19 protein-coding genes and 1 pseudogene are annotated in these 16,946 nt (G+C 33.6%); 6 read left to right on the top strand and 14 right to left on the bottom strand.

Features of this window, described 5'->3' with window-relative positions:
- Positions 1-31: 31 nt before the first annotated feature.
- Together tatC and PLX19_RS05450 are read right to left on the bottom strand one after the other, a co-directional pair.
- Positions 32-796, bottom strand: coding sequence for a twin-arginine translocase subunit TatC (gene tatC, locus PLX19_RS05455; protein ID WP_272187500.1), 765 nt, complete (start codon positions 794-796; stop codon positions 32-34).
- Positions 797-923: 127 nt separating this feature from the next.
- Positions 924-1,130: a twin-arginine translocase TatA/TatE family subunit gene (locus PLX19_RS05450; protein ID WP_272187499.1), complete on the bottom strand. Its 207-nt coding sequence runs from the start codon at positions 1,128-1,130 to the stop codon at positions 924-926.
- A 567-nt stretch (positions 1,131-1,697) separates the two neighbouring features.
- Between PLX19_RS05450 and PLX19_RS05445 the strand changes: the two genes are divergently transcribed.
- Positions 1,698-2,414, top strand: coding sequence for a HoxN/HupN/NixA family nickel/cobalt transporter (locus PLX19_RS05445; RefSeq protein WP_272187498.1), 717 nt, complete (start codon positions 1,698-1,700; stop codon positions 2,412-2,414).
- Positions 2,415-2,466: 52 nt separating this feature from the next.
- Here the strand turns inward: PLX19_RS05445 and PLX19_RS05440 are convergent, their stop codons facing one another.
- Entirely contained in the window at positions 2,467-3,219 is a 753-nt protein-coding gene (locus tag PLX19_RS05440) for a WecB/TagA/CpsF family glycosyltransferase (RefSeq protein ID WP_272187497.1), read from the bottom strand.
- 154 nt (positions 3,220-3,373) lie between these two features.
- Positions 3,374-3,919 (bottom strand): hypothetical protein, encoded by a 546-nt coding sequence (locus tag PLX19_RS05435; protein WP_272187496.1) that lies wholly within the window; start codon positions 3,917-3,919, stop codon positions 3,374-3,376.
- A 263-nt stretch (positions 3,920-4,182) separates the two neighbouring features.
- Here PLX19_RS05435 and PLX19_RS05430 point away from each other — a divergent pair, with 263 nt between their 5' ends.
- Positions 4,183-4,902 (top strand): alpha/beta fold hydrolase, encoded by a 720-nt coding sequence (locus tag PLX19_RS05430; protein ID WP_272187495.1) that lies wholly within the window; start codon positions 4,183-4,185, stop codon positions 4,900-4,902.
- 83 nt (positions 4,903-4,985) lie between these two features.
- On the opposite strand, the gene PLX19_RS05425 is transcribed toward PLX19_RS05430, so the two are convergent.
- Positions 4,986-5,732, bottom strand: a complete 747-nt coding sequence (locus tag PLX19_RS05425) for a Nif3-like dinuclear metal center hexameric protein (RefSeq protein ID WP_272187494.1) — start codon at positions 5,730-5,732, stop codon at positions 4,986-4,988.
- Positions 5,733-5,903: 171 nt separating this feature from the next.
- On the opposite strand from PLX19_RS05425, the gene PLX19_RS05420 reads away from it, so the two are divergent.
- From PLX19_RS05420 to PLX19_RS05410, 3 genes are all read left to right on the top strand, one after another.
- The gene (locus tag PLX19_RS05420; protein ID WP_272187493.1) at positions 5,904-6,950 is read left to right on the top strand and encodes an ArsR/SmtB family transcription factor; all 1,047 of its coding nucleotides are present in this window, start codon (positions 5,904-5,906) and stop codon (positions 6,948-6,950) included.
- A 4-nt stretch (positions 6,951-6,954) separates the two neighbouring features.
- Positions 6,955-8,187 carry an MFS transporter gene (locus PLX19_RS05415; protein ID WP_090917350.1) on the top strand — a complete coding sequence of 411 codons (1,233 nt, stop codon included), beginning with the start codon at positions 6,955-6,957 and terminating at the stop codon, positions 8,185-8,187.
- Between the two features lie 73 nt (positions 8,188-8,260).
- Complete coding sequence (locus PLX19_RS05410; RefSeq protein ID WP_272187492.1) at positions 8,261-8,704, top strand: aminoacyl-tRNA deacylase; 444 nt, start codon at positions 8,261-8,263, stop codon at positions 8,702-8,704.
- Positions 8,705-9,214: 510 nt separating this feature from the next.
- Here PLX19_RS05410 and PLX19_RS05405 read toward each other — a convergent pair.
- The 8 genes and pseudogenes from PLX19_RS05405 to PLX19_RS05370 form a co-directional block, all read right to left on the bottom strand.
- On the bottom strand, positions 9,215-10,438 hold the full coding sequence (locus PLX19_RS05405) for an MFS transporter (RefSeq protein ID WP_272187491.1): 1,224 nt from the start codon (positions 10,436-10,438) through the stop codon (positions 9,215-9,217).
- Positions 10,435-10,620, bottom strand: a complete 186-nt coding sequence (locus PLX19_RS05400; protein ID WP_272187490.1) for a hypothetical protein — start codon at positions 10,618-10,620, stop codon at positions 10,435-10,437. Before PLX19_RS05400 ends, PLX19_RS05405 begins: the two co-directional genes overlap by 4 nt.
- Positions 10,621-11,077: 457 nt before the next feature.
- Positions 11,078-11,497, bottom strand: a complete 420-nt coding sequence (locus tag PLX19_RS05395; protein ID WP_272187489.1) for a GNAT family N-acetyltransferase — start codon at positions 11,495-11,497, stop codon at positions 11,078-11,080.
- Positions 11,498-11,530: 33 nt separating this feature from the next.
- Positions 11,531-12,037, bottom strand: coding sequence for an NUDIX hydrolase (locus PLX19_RS05390; protein WP_272187488.1), 507 nt, complete (start codon positions 12,035-12,037; stop codon positions 11,531-11,533).
- Between the two features lie 294 nt (positions 12,038-12,331).
- A pseudogene (locus PLX19_RS26130) lies at positions 12,332-12,421 on the bottom strand (DUF3885 domain-containing protein); the annotation flags it as partial.
- Positions 12,422-12,520: 99 nt separating this feature from the next.
- Positions 12,521-13,417 carry a PhzF family phenazine biosynthesis protein gene (locus tag PLX19_RS05380; RefSeq protein ID WP_272187487.1) on the bottom strand — a complete coding sequence of 299 codons (897 nt, stop codon included), beginning with the start codon at positions 13,415-13,417 and terminating at the stop codon, positions 12,521-12,523.
- A 39-nt stretch (positions 13,418-13,456) separates the two neighbouring features.
- Positions 13,457-13,987: a class I SAM-dependent methyltransferase gene (locus PLX19_RS05375; RefSeq protein WP_272187913.1), complete on the bottom strand. Its 531-nt coding sequence runs from the start codon at positions 13,985-13,987 to the stop codon at positions 13,457-13,459.
- 120 nt (positions 13,988-14,107) lie between these two features.
- Complete coding sequence (locus PLX19_RS05370) at positions 14,108-15,172, bottom strand: DmpA family aminopeptidase (protein WP_272187486.1); 1,065 nt, start codon at positions 15,170-15,172, stop codon at positions 14,108-14,110.
- 812 nt (positions 15,173-15,984) lie between these two features.
- On the opposite strand from PLX19_RS05370, the gene PLX19_RS05365 reads away from it, so the two are divergent.
- On the top strand, positions 15,985-16,392 hold the full coding sequence (locus tag PLX19_RS05365; protein WP_272187485.1) for a ribosomal maturation YjgA family protein: 408 nt from the start codon (positions 15,985-15,987) through the stop codon (positions 16,390-16,392).
- A 44-nt stretch (positions 16,393-16,436) separates the two neighbouring features.
- On the opposite strand, the gene PLX19_RS05360 is transcribed toward PLX19_RS05365, so the two are convergent.
- Positions 16,437-16,946: RNA-guided endonuclease InsQ/TnpB family protein (locus PLX19_RS05360; RefSeq protein WP_272187484.1), on the bottom strand; the 510-nt coding region annotated here is incomplete at its 5' end.

Raw genomic sequence — 16,946 nt, 5'->3', positions numbered from 1 at the left:
TCAGAAAAAACTCTTGAATCACTTTTCATAACTATTTGATAGCGCCCCCTTGCTCATACACATTCCATTCTTTTTCTTCTTCCTGCTGACGCTTCAATTGCTTTCGAAAAACAAATTTAGATAGAAAGATACTAATTTCATATAATACTAATAAGGGAATCGTTACAATAAAATCGGACACGAAATCGGGCGGTGTAATGACAACAGCAATTACAACCAAAATAAAATAGGCATACTTACGAATGGCTGATAATACGTAGGGATTTAAAATACCGAGTGAAGTTAAAAACATAACTACAACCGGAAGCTCGAATAAAACCCCAAACGGCAACGTCACATTCATCATAAATTGAAAATATTTCTCCGCTGTAAATTGAGCAACAAACATATCCTGACCCAAATGAAGCAAAAACGAAAGAATCATAGGAAAAATAACAAAATAGCCAAACGCAAGCCCAATGATAAATAAGAAAAAGAGTGCTGGTACATACGTAAGCGTAACCTTTCTCTCTTTCGGACGCAGCGCTGGACGTACAAACAACCATATTTGCATCGCAATTACAGGGATTGTTCCTGCAATTGCAACCACCGTCGCAAGCATAAAATATACCCATAATATATCACTTGGTCCGAGTACCGATAGTTTCATATCTATACCCTTTGCAAACCATTTATAAATATCAGTGGTAAACATAAACCCAACGATAAAAAAGACAACAAATGCAACAGCTGAAATAATAATCCGTTTGCGCAATTCCTCTAAATGGTCCACAATCTGCAATTCTTTATCTATCATCCTCTTCCCCTACCCATTCACAATGGTAACGGCTACCGCTTTACAAAAAAACGACTCGTATAAAAAATACGAAATCGCTTTCATAACAAGTAAAACCGCGAACATTCCAAATTCTTTCTACTACACCTTACTTTGTTTCAACTTTTTGCTCTTCATTTTTCTCGATCTTCACTTCACTTACCACATCATCCCTTAACTCAGCTGTAGATTTCTTAAATTCTTTTAACGTTTGACCAAACGCACGACCAATTTCGGGGAGCTTCTTAGGGCCAAATATTATAAGTGCAAGAGTTAAAATTAAAATTAAACCAGGAATGCCAATATTAGAAAACATGCGTATTCACCCCTTCACTTCTGATGTGTTTTGCTAAATTGATTATAGTATTATTTTGGAAAACATTGTCCCAAATAGTGGAAAGTTCACAAGAAGTTCGAATATGAACGAAATGTGTCTGTTTTGTTGTTCGTGTAATAAAATTCTTTTAATATTGATTTGCACATCAACAAGTTAAAGGCAACAACATCGCACTTATCTATAAAATTTTTTTCTTAAATTAACTCACCTGCTCGTTTAAGAAGAATTTATGAATTTTTCCACTTTTATAAAAGCAATTAATTTTTCTCTGTTATAATTTACCTTTGAAATAACATTCCTGCATTGGGTTGAATGTTACTTCTTTTTTACTAACATTTATAACGTGTTTCTAAACTTTCCATCCCGCATTAACGTGCAGTAATACTCCCACCTCAAAATTTAGCAAAAGCAAAAAAGTTAGGCGGTAAATAAACTGCCCGTAAAAACCCGATTGGTCGGGCTAATACTCAGTGGGGGATGAAAAACTCCCCACTGAGTAAAGTTTCACTTTATCTCACAAGTTATATTATTAGAGGAGGTATTTGAATGGAGTTTGGTTTTCTATCCATTCTGGCTTTAGGATTTGTACTTGGAATCAAGCATGCAATTGAGCCGGATCATGTAATCGCTGTTTCTACTATTGCTAGTCAGAGTAAAAAATTATCTCGTTCCACTTTAGCGGGAGTATTCTGGGGAATAGGTCATACTGCTACGTTATTTATCATTGGAATTATTCTTATTTTTATGAAAGGTGAAATACCAGAAAAGTGGGCGATGTCATTAGAATTTCTAGTAGGTATTATGCTCGTTTATCTTGGTGTGACTACCGTCTTTTCTTTAAAAAATATTCATGTACATCAGCATGAACATGATGGGGAAGAACATAAGCATATCCACTCTCATATACATAGCGGTAAACATGAGCATCAACACCAACATAAAAATGTTTCATATTTAAAATCCATGTTCATCGGCTTAGTGCACGGACTTGCTGGAAGTGGAGCAATGGTGCTATTAACTATGAGTACGGTGAAGAGTGTTTGGGAAGCGGCTATTTATATTCTTATATTTGGTGTAGGAACTGTTATTGGGATGCTTTTCTTTACAACAATTATTGGGATTCCATTTGTTTTTAGTGCCCAAAAAATAAGTCTGAATAAAACACTCACCCAAATAACTGGGAGCATCAGTATAATATTTGGAATATATTACATGTACAACATAGGAGTGACAGAAGGGCTGTTTAAACTTTGGATCCAATAATAATTCTTTAAAAGTATAAAAAGAGATGGATTTCCCATCTCTTTTTATACTTTTAATTCGTTGTTTTTCTAACCCTATCCGCCATAACTGACAACAAAAACTTCGGCAGTACAAGCTGCCGTTTGATTCTCTTCGGCTGTGTTACCAATCTATATAACCATTCTGTTCCCGTATCTCTCATAACCCTTGGGGCTCTTTTCACATTACCTGATATGATGTCGATCATTCCGCCAATACCAATGGACAAAGGAACATTTAGTTCTTGTAGATTATCATAGATAAACATCTCTTGCTTAGGAGAACCAAGGCCTACAAGCAGCAAATGTGGTTGAAACTGTTTAATATGATTTTTAACTTCTCCGATTTGTTCCTTACCTATAAAACCGTGTTGCCCTTGAAAAATGGCATGTGGATAGTTTATTTTTAAATTTTTAATTGCTTTTTCATTATTTTCTGGAGCAGCTCCAAAAAGAAACACGCGATAGCTGTTTTGATTACAATATTCTATTAAGTCATACGTTAAATCTGCACCTGTAACCCGCTCTTTCAACTGCCCATTTAAAATTTTAGAACCTATTACAACACCGATTCCATCAGCTGTGATTAAATCCGCAGACAACAAAATATTTTTGAAGTGTACAGATTCGGCTGATGTCTCTTTCGCAGACATCACAATTTCAGGATTGGCAGTAACAATAAATCTTGGTTTCCCGTTCTTTTCTGATACCCAATCTTTTAATACATTTACTACCTGCTTATACTCCAAACTACAAAATGGTATTCCTTTTATGTATTGTTGTTTCATTTTCTAAATCTAATTCCCTTCATATGTTTCTATTATTATGTAAATTTTCACTTCAAACTACCATCACAGTACTTATGATAGCTAATATGTATCATATTTTAAAACACCTATCCATACATTCACCAGTCGCTTACATCCTTTTTAAAAGTAAAAGTTAAAAATTAAAATTACGAATAAGGAATTGAAGCTCTTGTTTTAATTCCTTTTTTTCACATTTCTCTTTAGTCTGTAAGGAGATTTTGTCTGCTTCCATTAAGAAATATTTCAGTTGCAAGTAACTGCTTAATGGAAATTCGTGTTCGGCCCATAAATTTTGATAACCCACAATTCCATATCTAAGTAATATTTTATCCGCTTCTTTTATAACCATTTTAACAAAGTCAAGAAAATTACAAGTGGCGTCTACAATGGTCACGCCTTCCTTCCCCTTAATATAGTCTAGTGTGTCATTATATTCTGTTATAGTTAAGAATAGTTCCTTGCTGTCTTGAAGCTCGAGTCTCCAACCTAATCCATGGGGCTCTTCCTCCCATAAAAAAGTTACAACTCGTTCTTCACCATTTGATAAGTCGGTTAAACCACCTAATAAACCTCCAAATGCATCAGTTATGTAACTGGGACTAAATACAATTTTTTGGGAGTTTAGTTCAATAAATCCGTTCGCCCAACCGGTACCAATTAACTCATATTTAAATTGCATATATACCCCCAACATTATTAATCTTAAAATATGGCTCTCGTTCTTCACATAAGTATGATTATTAATATTTCTTAATTTATATAAATATATCTTGAAAATTAGAAGCAAAGCCTCCTACTTGACATCTGTAATTCCCCCATAATTAACAGCTACATTTACAACGATTTCTGAAGGCTCATGGACTTATTTTTAAGATTTTGCTCTAACTAAAATTCAGAAAAATACATTATAATATATATATTCTATACAATAGAGGTGGTTATATGCAATTGTACTTTGAAGAATACGGAAAAGGAGACCCTGTTATTTTTTTGCATCCTGGTCTAGAAACCGGGGCGTCAAGCTTTCAACATCAAATTGATTATTTTAGTAACCGTTTTCGTGTTATTGTTCCCGATCTAAGAGGACACGGTCATTCGTACGCTGAAGATTTCACTAATTATTTTCAACAAGCCGCACTAGATATACTAGAATTAACCGAGCAGCTCCACTTAGAAACATACCAAATTGTTGGTACCTCCTTAGGTGCTCTTATTACCGCTCATATTTTACAACTTCCACAACAAAAAGTATCTTCCTGTACGCTTGCTGGTATTATGTTAGAAAAACCTGAAAACCGGGAGGTATTAAACGAAGAAAACGCACATCGTTTACAATTGTTAATGAAGGACCAAAATTCCATACACTATTTTAATAAACTTCATATGAAAAATGATTGGAAAACACTCTTTGAAATTAGTTTTCAAAGTAACTGGTATCCTTTTGAGCAAATTCAGCAATTACAAGAGATAGAAATACCTACTCTATTAATCGCTGGAACGAACGCTGAACTTGATACCAAATATTTATTTTCACATTTCAACAATTCTACTTTTATTGAAAAAGCTGTCGTTCCTAAAGCTGGCCATTTAGTTCATCACGATGCTCCTAATCTCTTTAATATTATCGTCGAAGATTTTATACACAGGAGCGTTCATGAATAATAGAAAAAGCATGGTTAGAAATACCATGCTTTTTCTAGGCCGCAATTTGCATAAATCGTTGTCAGAAATTCATCACCCTTTATCTATTCCATGTGCTCCTCATTCAATCGAACAACCTCAAGCGAGTTATCCAACTCCTGCAACCTTTTCACTAAACTTTCCACCCCAAATATTTCGGTAAACGTATGACTACCCACGATAAGATTAATCTTTTTAAACTGCGCATATTGAACTGTATATAACGTCTTTTCTCCCGTAATGTATGTATCGCAGCCACTATCCAGCGCTGCTTGAATATGATCAGTTGAATGACCTGCTCCTGTTATAATACCAACTCGTTTTACTTCTTTATCATTATTTTTCCACGCCTTCACCTTTTCACCTAGTTTATTCTCTACTCTTTCTACAAGCTCTGCAAACGGAATTGGATTTGTATATTCACCAACGCCAGGTAATTCTTCATCGTCACAAGAAGAATACGTTATCATTTCATCAATTTCGATTGTATGAAATAACGAAGTACACGTTCCGAATTCAACAAAATCTAACGGTGAATGCACCCAAAAGTGATTGATGTTATATTCTTTCAGTTTTGTTAGACAAGCTTCTTCCATTCCGTATAGAAACTCCCATGCATCATGATGCGTTATCATCATATCTACATTCTCTTTCTTTGCTTCTTTAATCGTTTCAAGTGTTAAATTAGTAGCATAACCAATCTTATGAAAATGTTCATGGCTTACGTTTGTCATCCCAAACTGATCACCGTACTTACGTAAATGTTCTCGAAATAATTCTTCAATGTGCTGGTTAAATTGTTGTATCTGCATGCTTTTCTCCACCCTTTTACTTTTACTATATTTTAAACATATACAAATTCTTCACTGATCTAAAAAAACCTTCATTAAACCTTAAGTATTATATATTATTTTTAAATTATTCGAAAATTATTGAAAATAAAATTCCAAAAATATAGAATAAAATAAAAAGGAGGCTAAACAATGAAAAAAGTAATGAACCTAAATGTGACAAGAGAAACGTATTCTGTTCAAATTAAACATTCGATTTTATTCGAAATGGGATTAGGTATTGCGGCTTTTACGTATTATGATTTTCATCATACTTTTGAAAAGCCAATCGAGTATTGGGCGGACATTGGGAAAAAATTACCTGCGGCTGTACGCGAAGAACTACAGTATACACACAAGCACAACACATGGTTCGCTTTGCTGCAATTACTTCACTCTCGTACTTTTGATTCTCTTGAAAGTTTCTTTCATTTTCTTGATGAACTAACTGAAGAGGAATTACGTTGGCACTCTCTTCCTTATATCGGATTACAGCATGAAGATCATCGGCAAAAAGCATCCCAGCAAGACAGTGCAGCTATTGCTTCCCTTATAAAGGCTTGCCAACATCATAAATTCTTTCCAGCATACATGAAACATATTTCATCTATCGATACTTCCTTGCTTAAACAACATTTAAAAATTATCTCTGAAGGTTGGTATGAAACTGTGATACAACCTAATTACATCGAGTTTACCAGTATGCTTGAACGTGATGCCCAGCAAAAACGTGCGCTTCAATCAACGTATCATCCAGAAGAGCTTGTTAAATATATAACAGGCAGTATGTATCAACCTGAGCCTTCTATTCATCAAGTTATACTTATCCCGCAATATGTGTATCGGCCTTGGAATGTAGAAACAACTTTACCAGGGATGAAAGTATTTTATTATCCAATCTCAGACAATAATGTGAGTTTAATGGAAGATCCTTATTCTCCACCTTCTACATTAGTTCATAGTTTTAAGGCACTTGGAGATGAAACGCGATTAAAAATTATAAAGTTGCTAACAGAAAGAGATCACTCACTTCAAGAGCTAACCGAGCAGCTTAAAATTCCAAAAACGACTCTTCATCATCATTTGTCTTTACTTCGAGCAGCTCGCATCATTAATGGCAAAGGTTCTCGGTATTATATACAGCTTGATCATTTAACTTCTCTCCAAGAAAAATTACAGCGTTTTCTAGAAAAGAGGTGAAAAAATGAAGGAAAATCAACATGTATTTACCAACCGTTCTTTTTTATGTTTATGGCTCGGAGAAACCATTTCTGAACTAGGAGGAGCGATAGGCGCTCTATGTAATTCGTTATTATTGTATGAATTGACCGGTTCAAAGTCCGCTATGGGAACGCTATGGCTAACGTATTTTATCCCGTCTTTAATTCTTCAGCTGTTTATCGGCCCGTTCATTGACAGGATAAGTCGTAAATATATTATGCTGTGGGCTCAAATTTTAAGAGGAATGGTGTTTTTTATACCCGTTCTTCTTATGTTTTCAGGTCAGATTGAGATATGGAGTTTGTTCATTATTCAAATCGTACTTGGAATTCTGCAACCTCTATATGTTCCTGCTGCATCAGCCCTGCTTCCTACAATTGTCGAACATAATAAACTGACACAAGCAAATGCTTGGCTTGACGGTACAGTCCGAACAATGAGCTTCTTAGCTCCTACACTAGGAGGGCTCATCATTGCTTACATAGGAGCTTCATCTACTTATATAATGGTAGGAGTTTTATTTCTTATAAGTGCGAGTAGCCTTGCTTATCTTCATGAGCCTTCCGTTACACACGATAGTAAAAAGGTGACTTGGTTAAAACAAATCATTTCTGGATATCAATATTTTTTCAAGCAACGTACGCTTATATGGCTTGGCTTCTTTACTTCTTTAGTTCAATTTAGCGTTGGGGTAACCATGGTAATCAACGTTCCATATATAATAGAAGAATTAAGCGGAACATCTTTTTCATATGGTATTTTTATGGGGAGTTTTCCTTTCGGTTATGTAATTGGTTCTTTTCTAGTCGGAAAATGGGGAAATACATGGCCGCAAAGATATGTTATGCTTTCTGGCCTACTTATGGGCGGGTTATCCTTTTTCTTACTTGGTTTTGTAACCTCCTTTCCTCTTGCTGTTTTATGCGAAATTCTTGGAGGTATTTGTTTCCCGTTTTTCAATATTTATCAAACGAGTCTTCTTCAAAAAATCGTTCCTTCTCATCTTATGGGACAAATATTTTCTGTTCGACTCTTCTTGATCCGAGCAACTATGCCTTTAGGTATTTTATTTGCAGGGCAAATTGTCGAAATATCAGGTATCCGTTTTTTGTATATCATGATTGGTAGCTTTATTATGATTCCTGCTTTATTTGGTATGTTACTTCCCTTCTTTTCCTTTTTAGATGAGGAGAATGATAGCGTTACTAACACGTAGTTTTCTTTATGTTATCCAAAAGATAGTATAATTTTATTAGGAAATATATTTACACTAAGGGGGATTTTTACCAATGAATAATTTAAAAATGACTTTGCTAGAACATGAAGTTCCATTTGATATTATTCATCATGAAAAACAAATACGTACCGCCCAAGAAGGTGCAGATTATTTCGGAATTGAGATTGGTCAAACGGCTGCAACATTAGTGATCAAGTCAGAAAAAGATTATTTTGCGGTTATTGTTTCTGGAGCTCGCGGACGTGTAAATTTACAAGAAGTATCGGGAATTTTAAGATGCAATCAATTGAAAATGGCGACTCCGCAAGAAATTAAGCAAATAACTGGATACATTGTTGGCAGCGTATCTTTAGTTCTTCCATTACCTTGTATCTTAGATAGAGGACTTATGTGCTATCCATTTATTTACGGAGGTACAGGCGAACCAACATCAACGTTGAAGATTGACCCAAATGCGTTAGAAAAAATAAATCAAGTTGTTGCTTTTCTTGATTAAGGTAGTGACTATAGAAGTTCATCTTTTTTCAACGCTGTTCCCCGACTATCTAGTATAGTAACAAGTGAATTATAATTGATGTTCAAAAAGCTTTTGAAGATAAGTTTGCCACCGTTTTAACGACTGAAGAATTGCTTAAAAAGTTGATGTTAGTTGAAACAATACAGTCGTAAGGTGCTTGTTTTAACTGTATATGATAAACACAGTTAGGAGTACCGTCTTACGCCTATCAAACTTAAGTGAAATTGTATCTATAAAACGAAAAAACGTTATTCTTTTTGGAGAAATACACAAAAAAGATAACGTTTTTGATATGAATTTATTGATTTCTGATAAACTAGAATTGTTTTCTAAAAACAACTAAACATTATCTGCACTTAAGAATAATACCATATCGCTTTATCAAAAGATTTTCTAGCATTACCAGATACAATCGCCCACTGATAAAAGTATTATCTTATTTACTTTGCGGTTTGCAGTAAGAACCCTGTCACTAGGCCCATTAGTTAATTAAACATCAGAATAATTATTTCTATTCTCAATTGTATAGCTTTTAGGGTTTACCTTAAAATCAATTATAATAGAAGAAACTAGGGTAAGAGTACATATACCTAACAAAACCATTAAACTTCTATATCCTATTTGATCTAGTAAAAATCCAATTAACACCAAGCATAGTTGCATAATGGTTCGATCTAACATTGTTTTAAATGAAAAAAATCTTCCATGAATACTTGAAGGAACTTTTTGTTGTGCATATGTGTATAAAAGAGGATTAAACATACCATATGCCAAACCAAATATACTAAAAGAGAAAATAGTTAGATAAAAGTTTGTCAATGATAATAAAATTTGAGCTATACCCATCAAACAGCAAGTAAATAAAAGGATACGCACTTGTTTTTGATATCGTTTTATTACTTTTTTGATAAATAATCCTGCAATTAATATACTTGCCCCTTCCATAAAATAGAGTATACCCATGATTGAACCCGGTTGTCCCTTTCCAATCTCAATAACAAATAAATTAAAGCCTGAAATAAAGATTAGAGGGATAATGGATAACGTAAGAACTACTTTAATAGAATGATTCTTTATAATAACAGGGAAAATATCCTTAAAATTAGTCTTAAATTTTTTAGGATTCAATCGTACATCGTTTGGAATAACTAATAAAAAATTGATAAAATATAAGGTTACATAAGCAATAAGAGCAATAATAAATAATGTATATAGAGGAGCGACTGTTAATAAAAGACCAGCTAATACAGCTCCAAAAATTCTTGATAAAGTGATAATATTTATATTGATAGCATTAACCGTAATTAAGTCATCTTCTTTAACTAAAGTTGGCAATATTGTTTGTATAGTGGGATTAAAAAAAGAAGCCGAGCAGCCAATTCCTATACTATAAATAACCATCCAATAAATTGATCCCGTATATATGGCAACTAACATTGATAAAACAGATGCAATTCTCATCAATCCGACTAATTGTAATACTTTTAATTTAGAAGTAGAATCTATATAACGTCCTGCATAAGGGCCTATTATAACCCCAAGGACACCACCAATAACAAGAAAAAAAGCCTGAAGAACATGAGATTTTATATGTATTTGTAAAAATTGTAAATTACCAATTGTACCGAACCATATCCCTAATTGAAAGACTAGTTGACTTCCTAATACAATGCATAAATTTTTATTATGTATGATGGCTTTAAAGGATTTCATCTCAAATCCTCTCCTCTAAATCTAAAATTTCTCCCATGTTTTTTAGCTTTATCACTTATATGTCCTATTCCAGAAAGTCCACAAACAATTTCTTTTTCTTTATCTATACATAACCTTTCTTCTACATTAAATTGGAAATTTATCACAATGTATATTTTTCCACAAAAGATGTTTTTTGTCAAAAAATAGTTAGAAAATAATATCTATTCTTAATTTTAAAACCACTAAACCCAACTAGGTTACGAGAAAAGAAGAGTTAAAGATTGTTTTTTGTGCCTAGTCTATTGAGGAGCACATATTATTTCAGGAAAATTGCACGTTTAGACACATTTTGAGTATAAATCAACTGACTTCCTGTAAGTGGACAGCAACAATTCAAAGAATAACCTGCAACACCTGAAATTTTTAACGTTTTAGGGGGGAGTTTGTTTTGTTAGCCCAGTACCAGCGTTCTTGTAACTCGGGACAAAGTAGCAAATAATTATAAAAAATTCGTGACTTGATGGCATGTATCAATGCCTCTCCCCCTAAATTATTTGTGATTAAAGATTAGCAGTGTAATTTTGTGTTTTCATCTTACCTAGTTAACATAAGTTCAACAAAAAAGAGCCCAATCAACAGGCTTTTCCTTATATATTTTCATTCATATTCCATAACCCAATATCTTTCCCCAGGTTCTCCCTCTTCAACAACCTTCTTCCAACCTTTACTTTCATAGAATTTCATTGCTTTTTCATTTTCAGATATGCACTTCAATCTTATCGGTTTATTCATTTTTTCTATAGAAGCATTAAGTAAATCTCCACCAACACCCTTACCGAAAAAATCAGGATGAACAAATAAATTATGTACAAAGTTTTCTGGCAAGTACAAAGAAGCAAATCCAAGGATATGATTATTTTCTTCTACTAAAATAATATATTCTTCTACAGTGTCCTTATCAAAATCTTCTAGAGCCATTTTTTCTATATTCGCCCAATGGAAACTATTACGACGTGATTCTAAATATATTTTTCTTAAAGAAGGATAATCTAATTCATTCGCTACTCTAATATTCAACTTGTCACTCCCACTTTCTTTTATATCATGAATTTAATTTTTGATTTTATGCAGTTCCTTTAAAACAAAATTTTCTCGATGTATCCACCAATTTTGTTCACATTGGTTAATGATATTTTTATTTTGATTAATCGCCTCATCAAGCCTTACCCATTGTGGTGTATATTCTTGTTCAAGCTCATAGCCTTCTAACTTTTGAGCGCTTTTCTCACCATTCACTTCACAAAAATAATAATGGGAAGTCATTTGAAAGATAGCTTTCTCATCATATTTATCTATATACCTTTCAACGACCACACCCATTTTCTTTCCGATTACACAGTTAAGATAACCTGTCTCTTCAGCTACTTCTCTCATTAACCCTTCTGCATGGCTTTCATCCTTCTCAACCCCTCCTCCAGGAAATATATAATCTCCTAAGTTAGAATGAACGAGAAGGATCTTATTGTCTTGAATAATAATTGCTCTGACAGCTTCTCTGTAGTTGATCTTAACTTTATTTTCATCAATAATTTCTGTAATTCCTAATAGTGCATTCAATATTTAAATCTCTCCATCCATTAATAATCTCTTTATTCATTTCAAGCAAAATAAAAAATACATTAACTTTTATAGATTGTTTTAAACATTACTGTTAATATTTACATAAATAAAAAAGAATCATCTCATGAATAAGATTTCCCTATATTCAAGCTAAGTCCTTCATATATTATTTAAACACCTTAGCAATTTCATCCCTGTTGTAATCTAAAATCTACTCATTATATTTATTATAAATTTCTCTTATTGTTTCAGGTGATGTAGCTAACAAATCACACCCCTGTCATCATAAATATAGTCCACACCTAATTCAAAACGGATACCAATCTCCCAACTATCAAACAAAGGTAGTCTAAGTTCTAAATTAGGAAATGTTTTGTGCATAAAATTATTTAATAACATCTCCGCCCCCATGGCTTTTTGAATCAATTTTATAAAATTACTTATAATAAAAAACTAAACATCCATTCTTGCTAAACATTTTTATAAAGTAACTTCAAACTCGTTCACATACACCGCACTTCCCGAAATCTTAACCTCTAAAGTATCATTCTGTTCTTTTCTCACCATTACTCGCACTCTTCCATCTTTCCCCATTTCATGCCCCTGCTCTATTAAAAATTCTCTTTTTTCGTTAGATTCTTTATCAATAAACATAACGTAATATGCACCCATAACTCCAGAAGCTGTTCCAGTTACTGGGTCTTCTATTGTACCAGCATATGCTGATGAAAAATGACGTGCATGCATATGAGCATTTAAGTCGTATGTTTCGAAACAGAAAGGGTGAATGGAAGCTCGAGGCATTTCTTTTAAGATAGATGGAAATAACCTGTTGTTTGGTTTCATCTTTTTAAAAGACGCAAGCTTTTTCACTGGAATTAATAAAGTCCAATTCCCTGTACTTCCATATACAATTGGTAAGTTTTCTTCTAATTCATTTTTATGTAGGTTGATAGAAGCAGCTAACTCTTCTATTGAACCATCAAATCCTTGAAACTGTGGATTTGCTTGTTTCATCGTTATGTATGGTCTACTGTTGGAATCTAACTCCACTTCTATTGGTAAAACCCCTGCTTTCGTTTCGATTGTAAAGTCTCCCGCCTCTTTAATTAGACCTCTAGTTTGCATTGCATAAATGGCAGCTACAGTCCCGTGACCACAAAGATCCATTTCATATCCTGGAGTAAAGTAACGGATTCTCCAATCTGCTACGCTTGATTCCATTACAAAAGCAGTTTCATTAAATCCGACTTTATAAGCTATACTCTGCATCTCATCATCAGGTAACTTGTCAGCCTGTAAAACAACCCCTGCCGGATTTCCCTTATTTGGTTTATCGCTAAATGCGTCATAATGATAAACTGTTACTGTATCCACTAGATTCATCCCTTCATCACATATGATTCAAAAATTCTATTACTTCAAACTTCCCATATATACTAATCCATTAGAGCGATTTCTATTCATCGTCACATATTCTACTCTTTCATATTCTAACTGTTGAAAATTGCTTGTCCATTCTTTTACTCGTTCCTCATTATGATGCCGCAACATAGCTCCATCAGGTAACTCAAATACACCGTATGTATGATACTTTTCATAATATTTGGTATACCGATCTACATTTCTGTCATCATCATTTAGTAAGAAATCATTAATATAAACAATTCCTTCAGGCTTTAATACTCTTTTCACCTCTTGTAAAATAGCCTCCTGCTCTTGATTACGATAGACACAAGTTAATACCGCAACTAACAGTACCGCATCGAAAGAATCATCTGGAAAAGGAATCTTTCCACTCTCAACAACCTCAAAATGGATGTCTTTATTAAGTAACTTCGCTCGCTTAATCATTTCCTCTGAAAAATCTACACCGTACAAATTCATAAATTGATTTTGTTTTAGCTCAAGTAACGTTCTTCCATATCCACATCCATAATCTAATATCGAAGCTTCTGTTTTCTAATGTAAAACCAAGGTATCGCAAAATCTTTAAAAGCCCCCTCGCACAATCAGTGTTATCGGTAGTTAGGAAGGAATATCACTTATAAAAAACATTTTCACTTTCTATGTTAATTGAATGTCATATTTATCTAATAAATCTTTGAAAGTGGGTCTTTCATTTCCATCTCGTCCAATAACATGTGTGGCAGTCACTAATGAGTTCAAAACAGCCTCTTCAGTAGCCTCACCAATAGCTCGAAATGCTAAATCTATATCTTCTTCGTGAATCATTGGAACCGAAATGTAATGTGCAGTTTTTTCATGGGGGATTTTTGTAGCTGTTGAAAAACCAATTACCACCTCACCACTTCCAGTTGTAATGATAGAACCAGTACGTGATAAGCCTGTTATAGTTCTTTTTATAATTCGGTTTAGCTGTCTTTCTGATACGGGAAGATCTGTTCCCACAATTATGATAATTGATCCCTTATCTTGTTCTTCACGCGATTGAATGATAGCATCTCTCAATTCTTCTCCAACAGCTTTTCCATTCACTTTTAAATCACTCAAGATTCCAAAGTTAGATAATACTAAAATACCCATAGTATAAGTTCCATGTTCCATTCTCATGCGTCTAGAAGCAGTACCTATGCCACCTTTTAATGAATAACACAGCATTCCAGTACCTGCTCCAACAGTACCTTCTTGAACGTCGAATGAGGCATTGTTTAATGCTTGAATCACATGTTCTTTATTTATAAATCTAGCTCGAACATCGTTCAATAGCATGTCGTTGCATTCACATACGATTGGATTAACAGTTCCAGTCGTTCGTCCTATTTCTGGATTATGTTCTAACATATATTCAATTAATGCATCGGCAGCTGTTCCGATACTTAATGTATTCGTTAAAATTATGGGGGATTCTAATGTACCTAGCTCATTGATTTGTATGGTTCCCATAGTCTTGCCAAACCCATTAATTACATGGCTTGAGGCAATTAGTTTTTCCTTAAATATATTGCCTTGATGAGGAAGAATAGCTGTGACACCCGTTTGTATATCCTTATCACTAAGAGTTACATGCCCAACAGTAACTCCTTCAACATCTGTAATAGAGTTATAGTAGCCTGTTTCTAAGCGTCCTATTTTCACACCATAATCTCTTATTCTTTTTTGACTAAACATTAATAACCTCCATCTTTCTAAACAAGTGTTACACATCTGAATATCCAAGCTTCTGTTAGGATTATATGCCCAATGTAGCATGTCAGAATTATGTCGCTATATAAAAACCTCAAATTAAACAAAAGAGTTTGCTGTTTGCACTAACTCCAAACTTATTTAGAGTTTCAACTGCTAATTACACAAAATTATTCATATATTCTATATAGTCTATTATTTTTTAAAAATACGACAAATAACACAAATTCCCTCCTTAAAATAAAAAACGTGTCGAAAATGACAGATTTAAAAATCTTATACTTAATTTAAAGCGCAGAGCGCCTCACACCTATATATGAGGTCTAAGTAAACTAGCCCCATTCCAGTTTGAATTGAAAAGCATGTAAAGCATGATTAAATATTTTGAAGAGGCTATTCTGAAATATAAACACGTTTATACTGAATGCTCCTCAATTATGGACCTCCCATCCCTTACTATCTAATATCACTTTATTTCAAACATAAAAACTAAACCTAATTCTTTCAATAAAGAAGGTATATCCAAACTACAAAAAAATAACGAAGCAACTCCTTTTATACGTTCCACACCGCTAACCCACTATATATAAACTACGATTGAACATTTCCTTTTATTGTTATTCAATCTATAATGTATAAAAACCCTCTCGTTACAAGGAATGGTATAAACTACAATTGCATAGTTACATGAGACTGTATTCTTAACAAGAACATATTTGCAGCACGTAACAATATTTTAATCTACAAATCATTAAGCTATTAATTTTCGAAAGTATACTTTGAGGAGAGATTTACATATGACATTAAAACGCAATCGATTCCTATACGCAATGATGACCGTCATTGTAATTATATTAGGGCTAACTTCAAGAAAAATTGCTTATGTATTACCACATATTTTGAATACATACTTAGGAGATGCACTATGGGCGTTAATGATTTTTATTGGTTTTGGATTTATTTTCAATAGAGCTCAAACAAAAATTATTGTGTTACTTGCCATATCATTTTGTTATATCATTGAGTTCAGCCAATTGTATCATGCTTGTTGGATAGATCATATTCGCGAAACAACTTTAGGTGGATTAGTATTAGGTTATGGTTTTTTATGGAGTGACTTATTGGCTTATGCGATAGGTATTGGAATAGGTGTGATAATCGAAATGTTATTTGTATTGATTCGAAAACCTAGCAATCTCATTTAAACTAATCTCTACACACATCATTGTACATCGTTAAATGAAATACTTTACTTCTGTTTTTTCAGCATATTTGACACTTGCAAATCTTCAATACCAATGATGTCGTGGTTTTTGACAATTTCGGTAGAAATTTTTTGCAAGTAGTCTGTTCTTGCGTTGGTGATTTTTTCGTGAATGCGAGCGACTTTGACACGCTGTTTATTCCAATTTGAAGAACCTTTTACACGTTTGGAAAGAATCCGCTGCGCATCAGCCAACCTCTTTTCCAATGTACGAAACCATTTAGGATTTCCAAATACTTCACCAGTCCAAAGAATAGCAAAGTCTTTTAATCCAACATCAACACCAACAGACGAACCTGTTTTTTCTAATCGTTGCACTTCTGTTTCAACAAGAATTGAAACAAAGTATTTCCCGCTTGGATTACGTCGAACGGTAGCGTTTAAAATACGCCCTTCTACTTCTCTTGATTTTGCGAAACGAACAAAGCCAAGTTTCGGTAATTTTATTTTATTTCCTGCAATCGCAATATTTCCGTTTGTTTGTTTTGTTGTATA

The sequence above is a fragment of the Bacillus sp. BP-3 genome (assembly GCF_028401955.1).
Lineage (GTDB): Bacteria > Bacillota > Bacilli > Bacillales > Bacillaceae_G > Bacillus_A.
The sequence above is the reverse complement of the archived record's forward strand: the minus strand, read 5'-3'. Positions and strand labels throughout refer to the sequence as shown.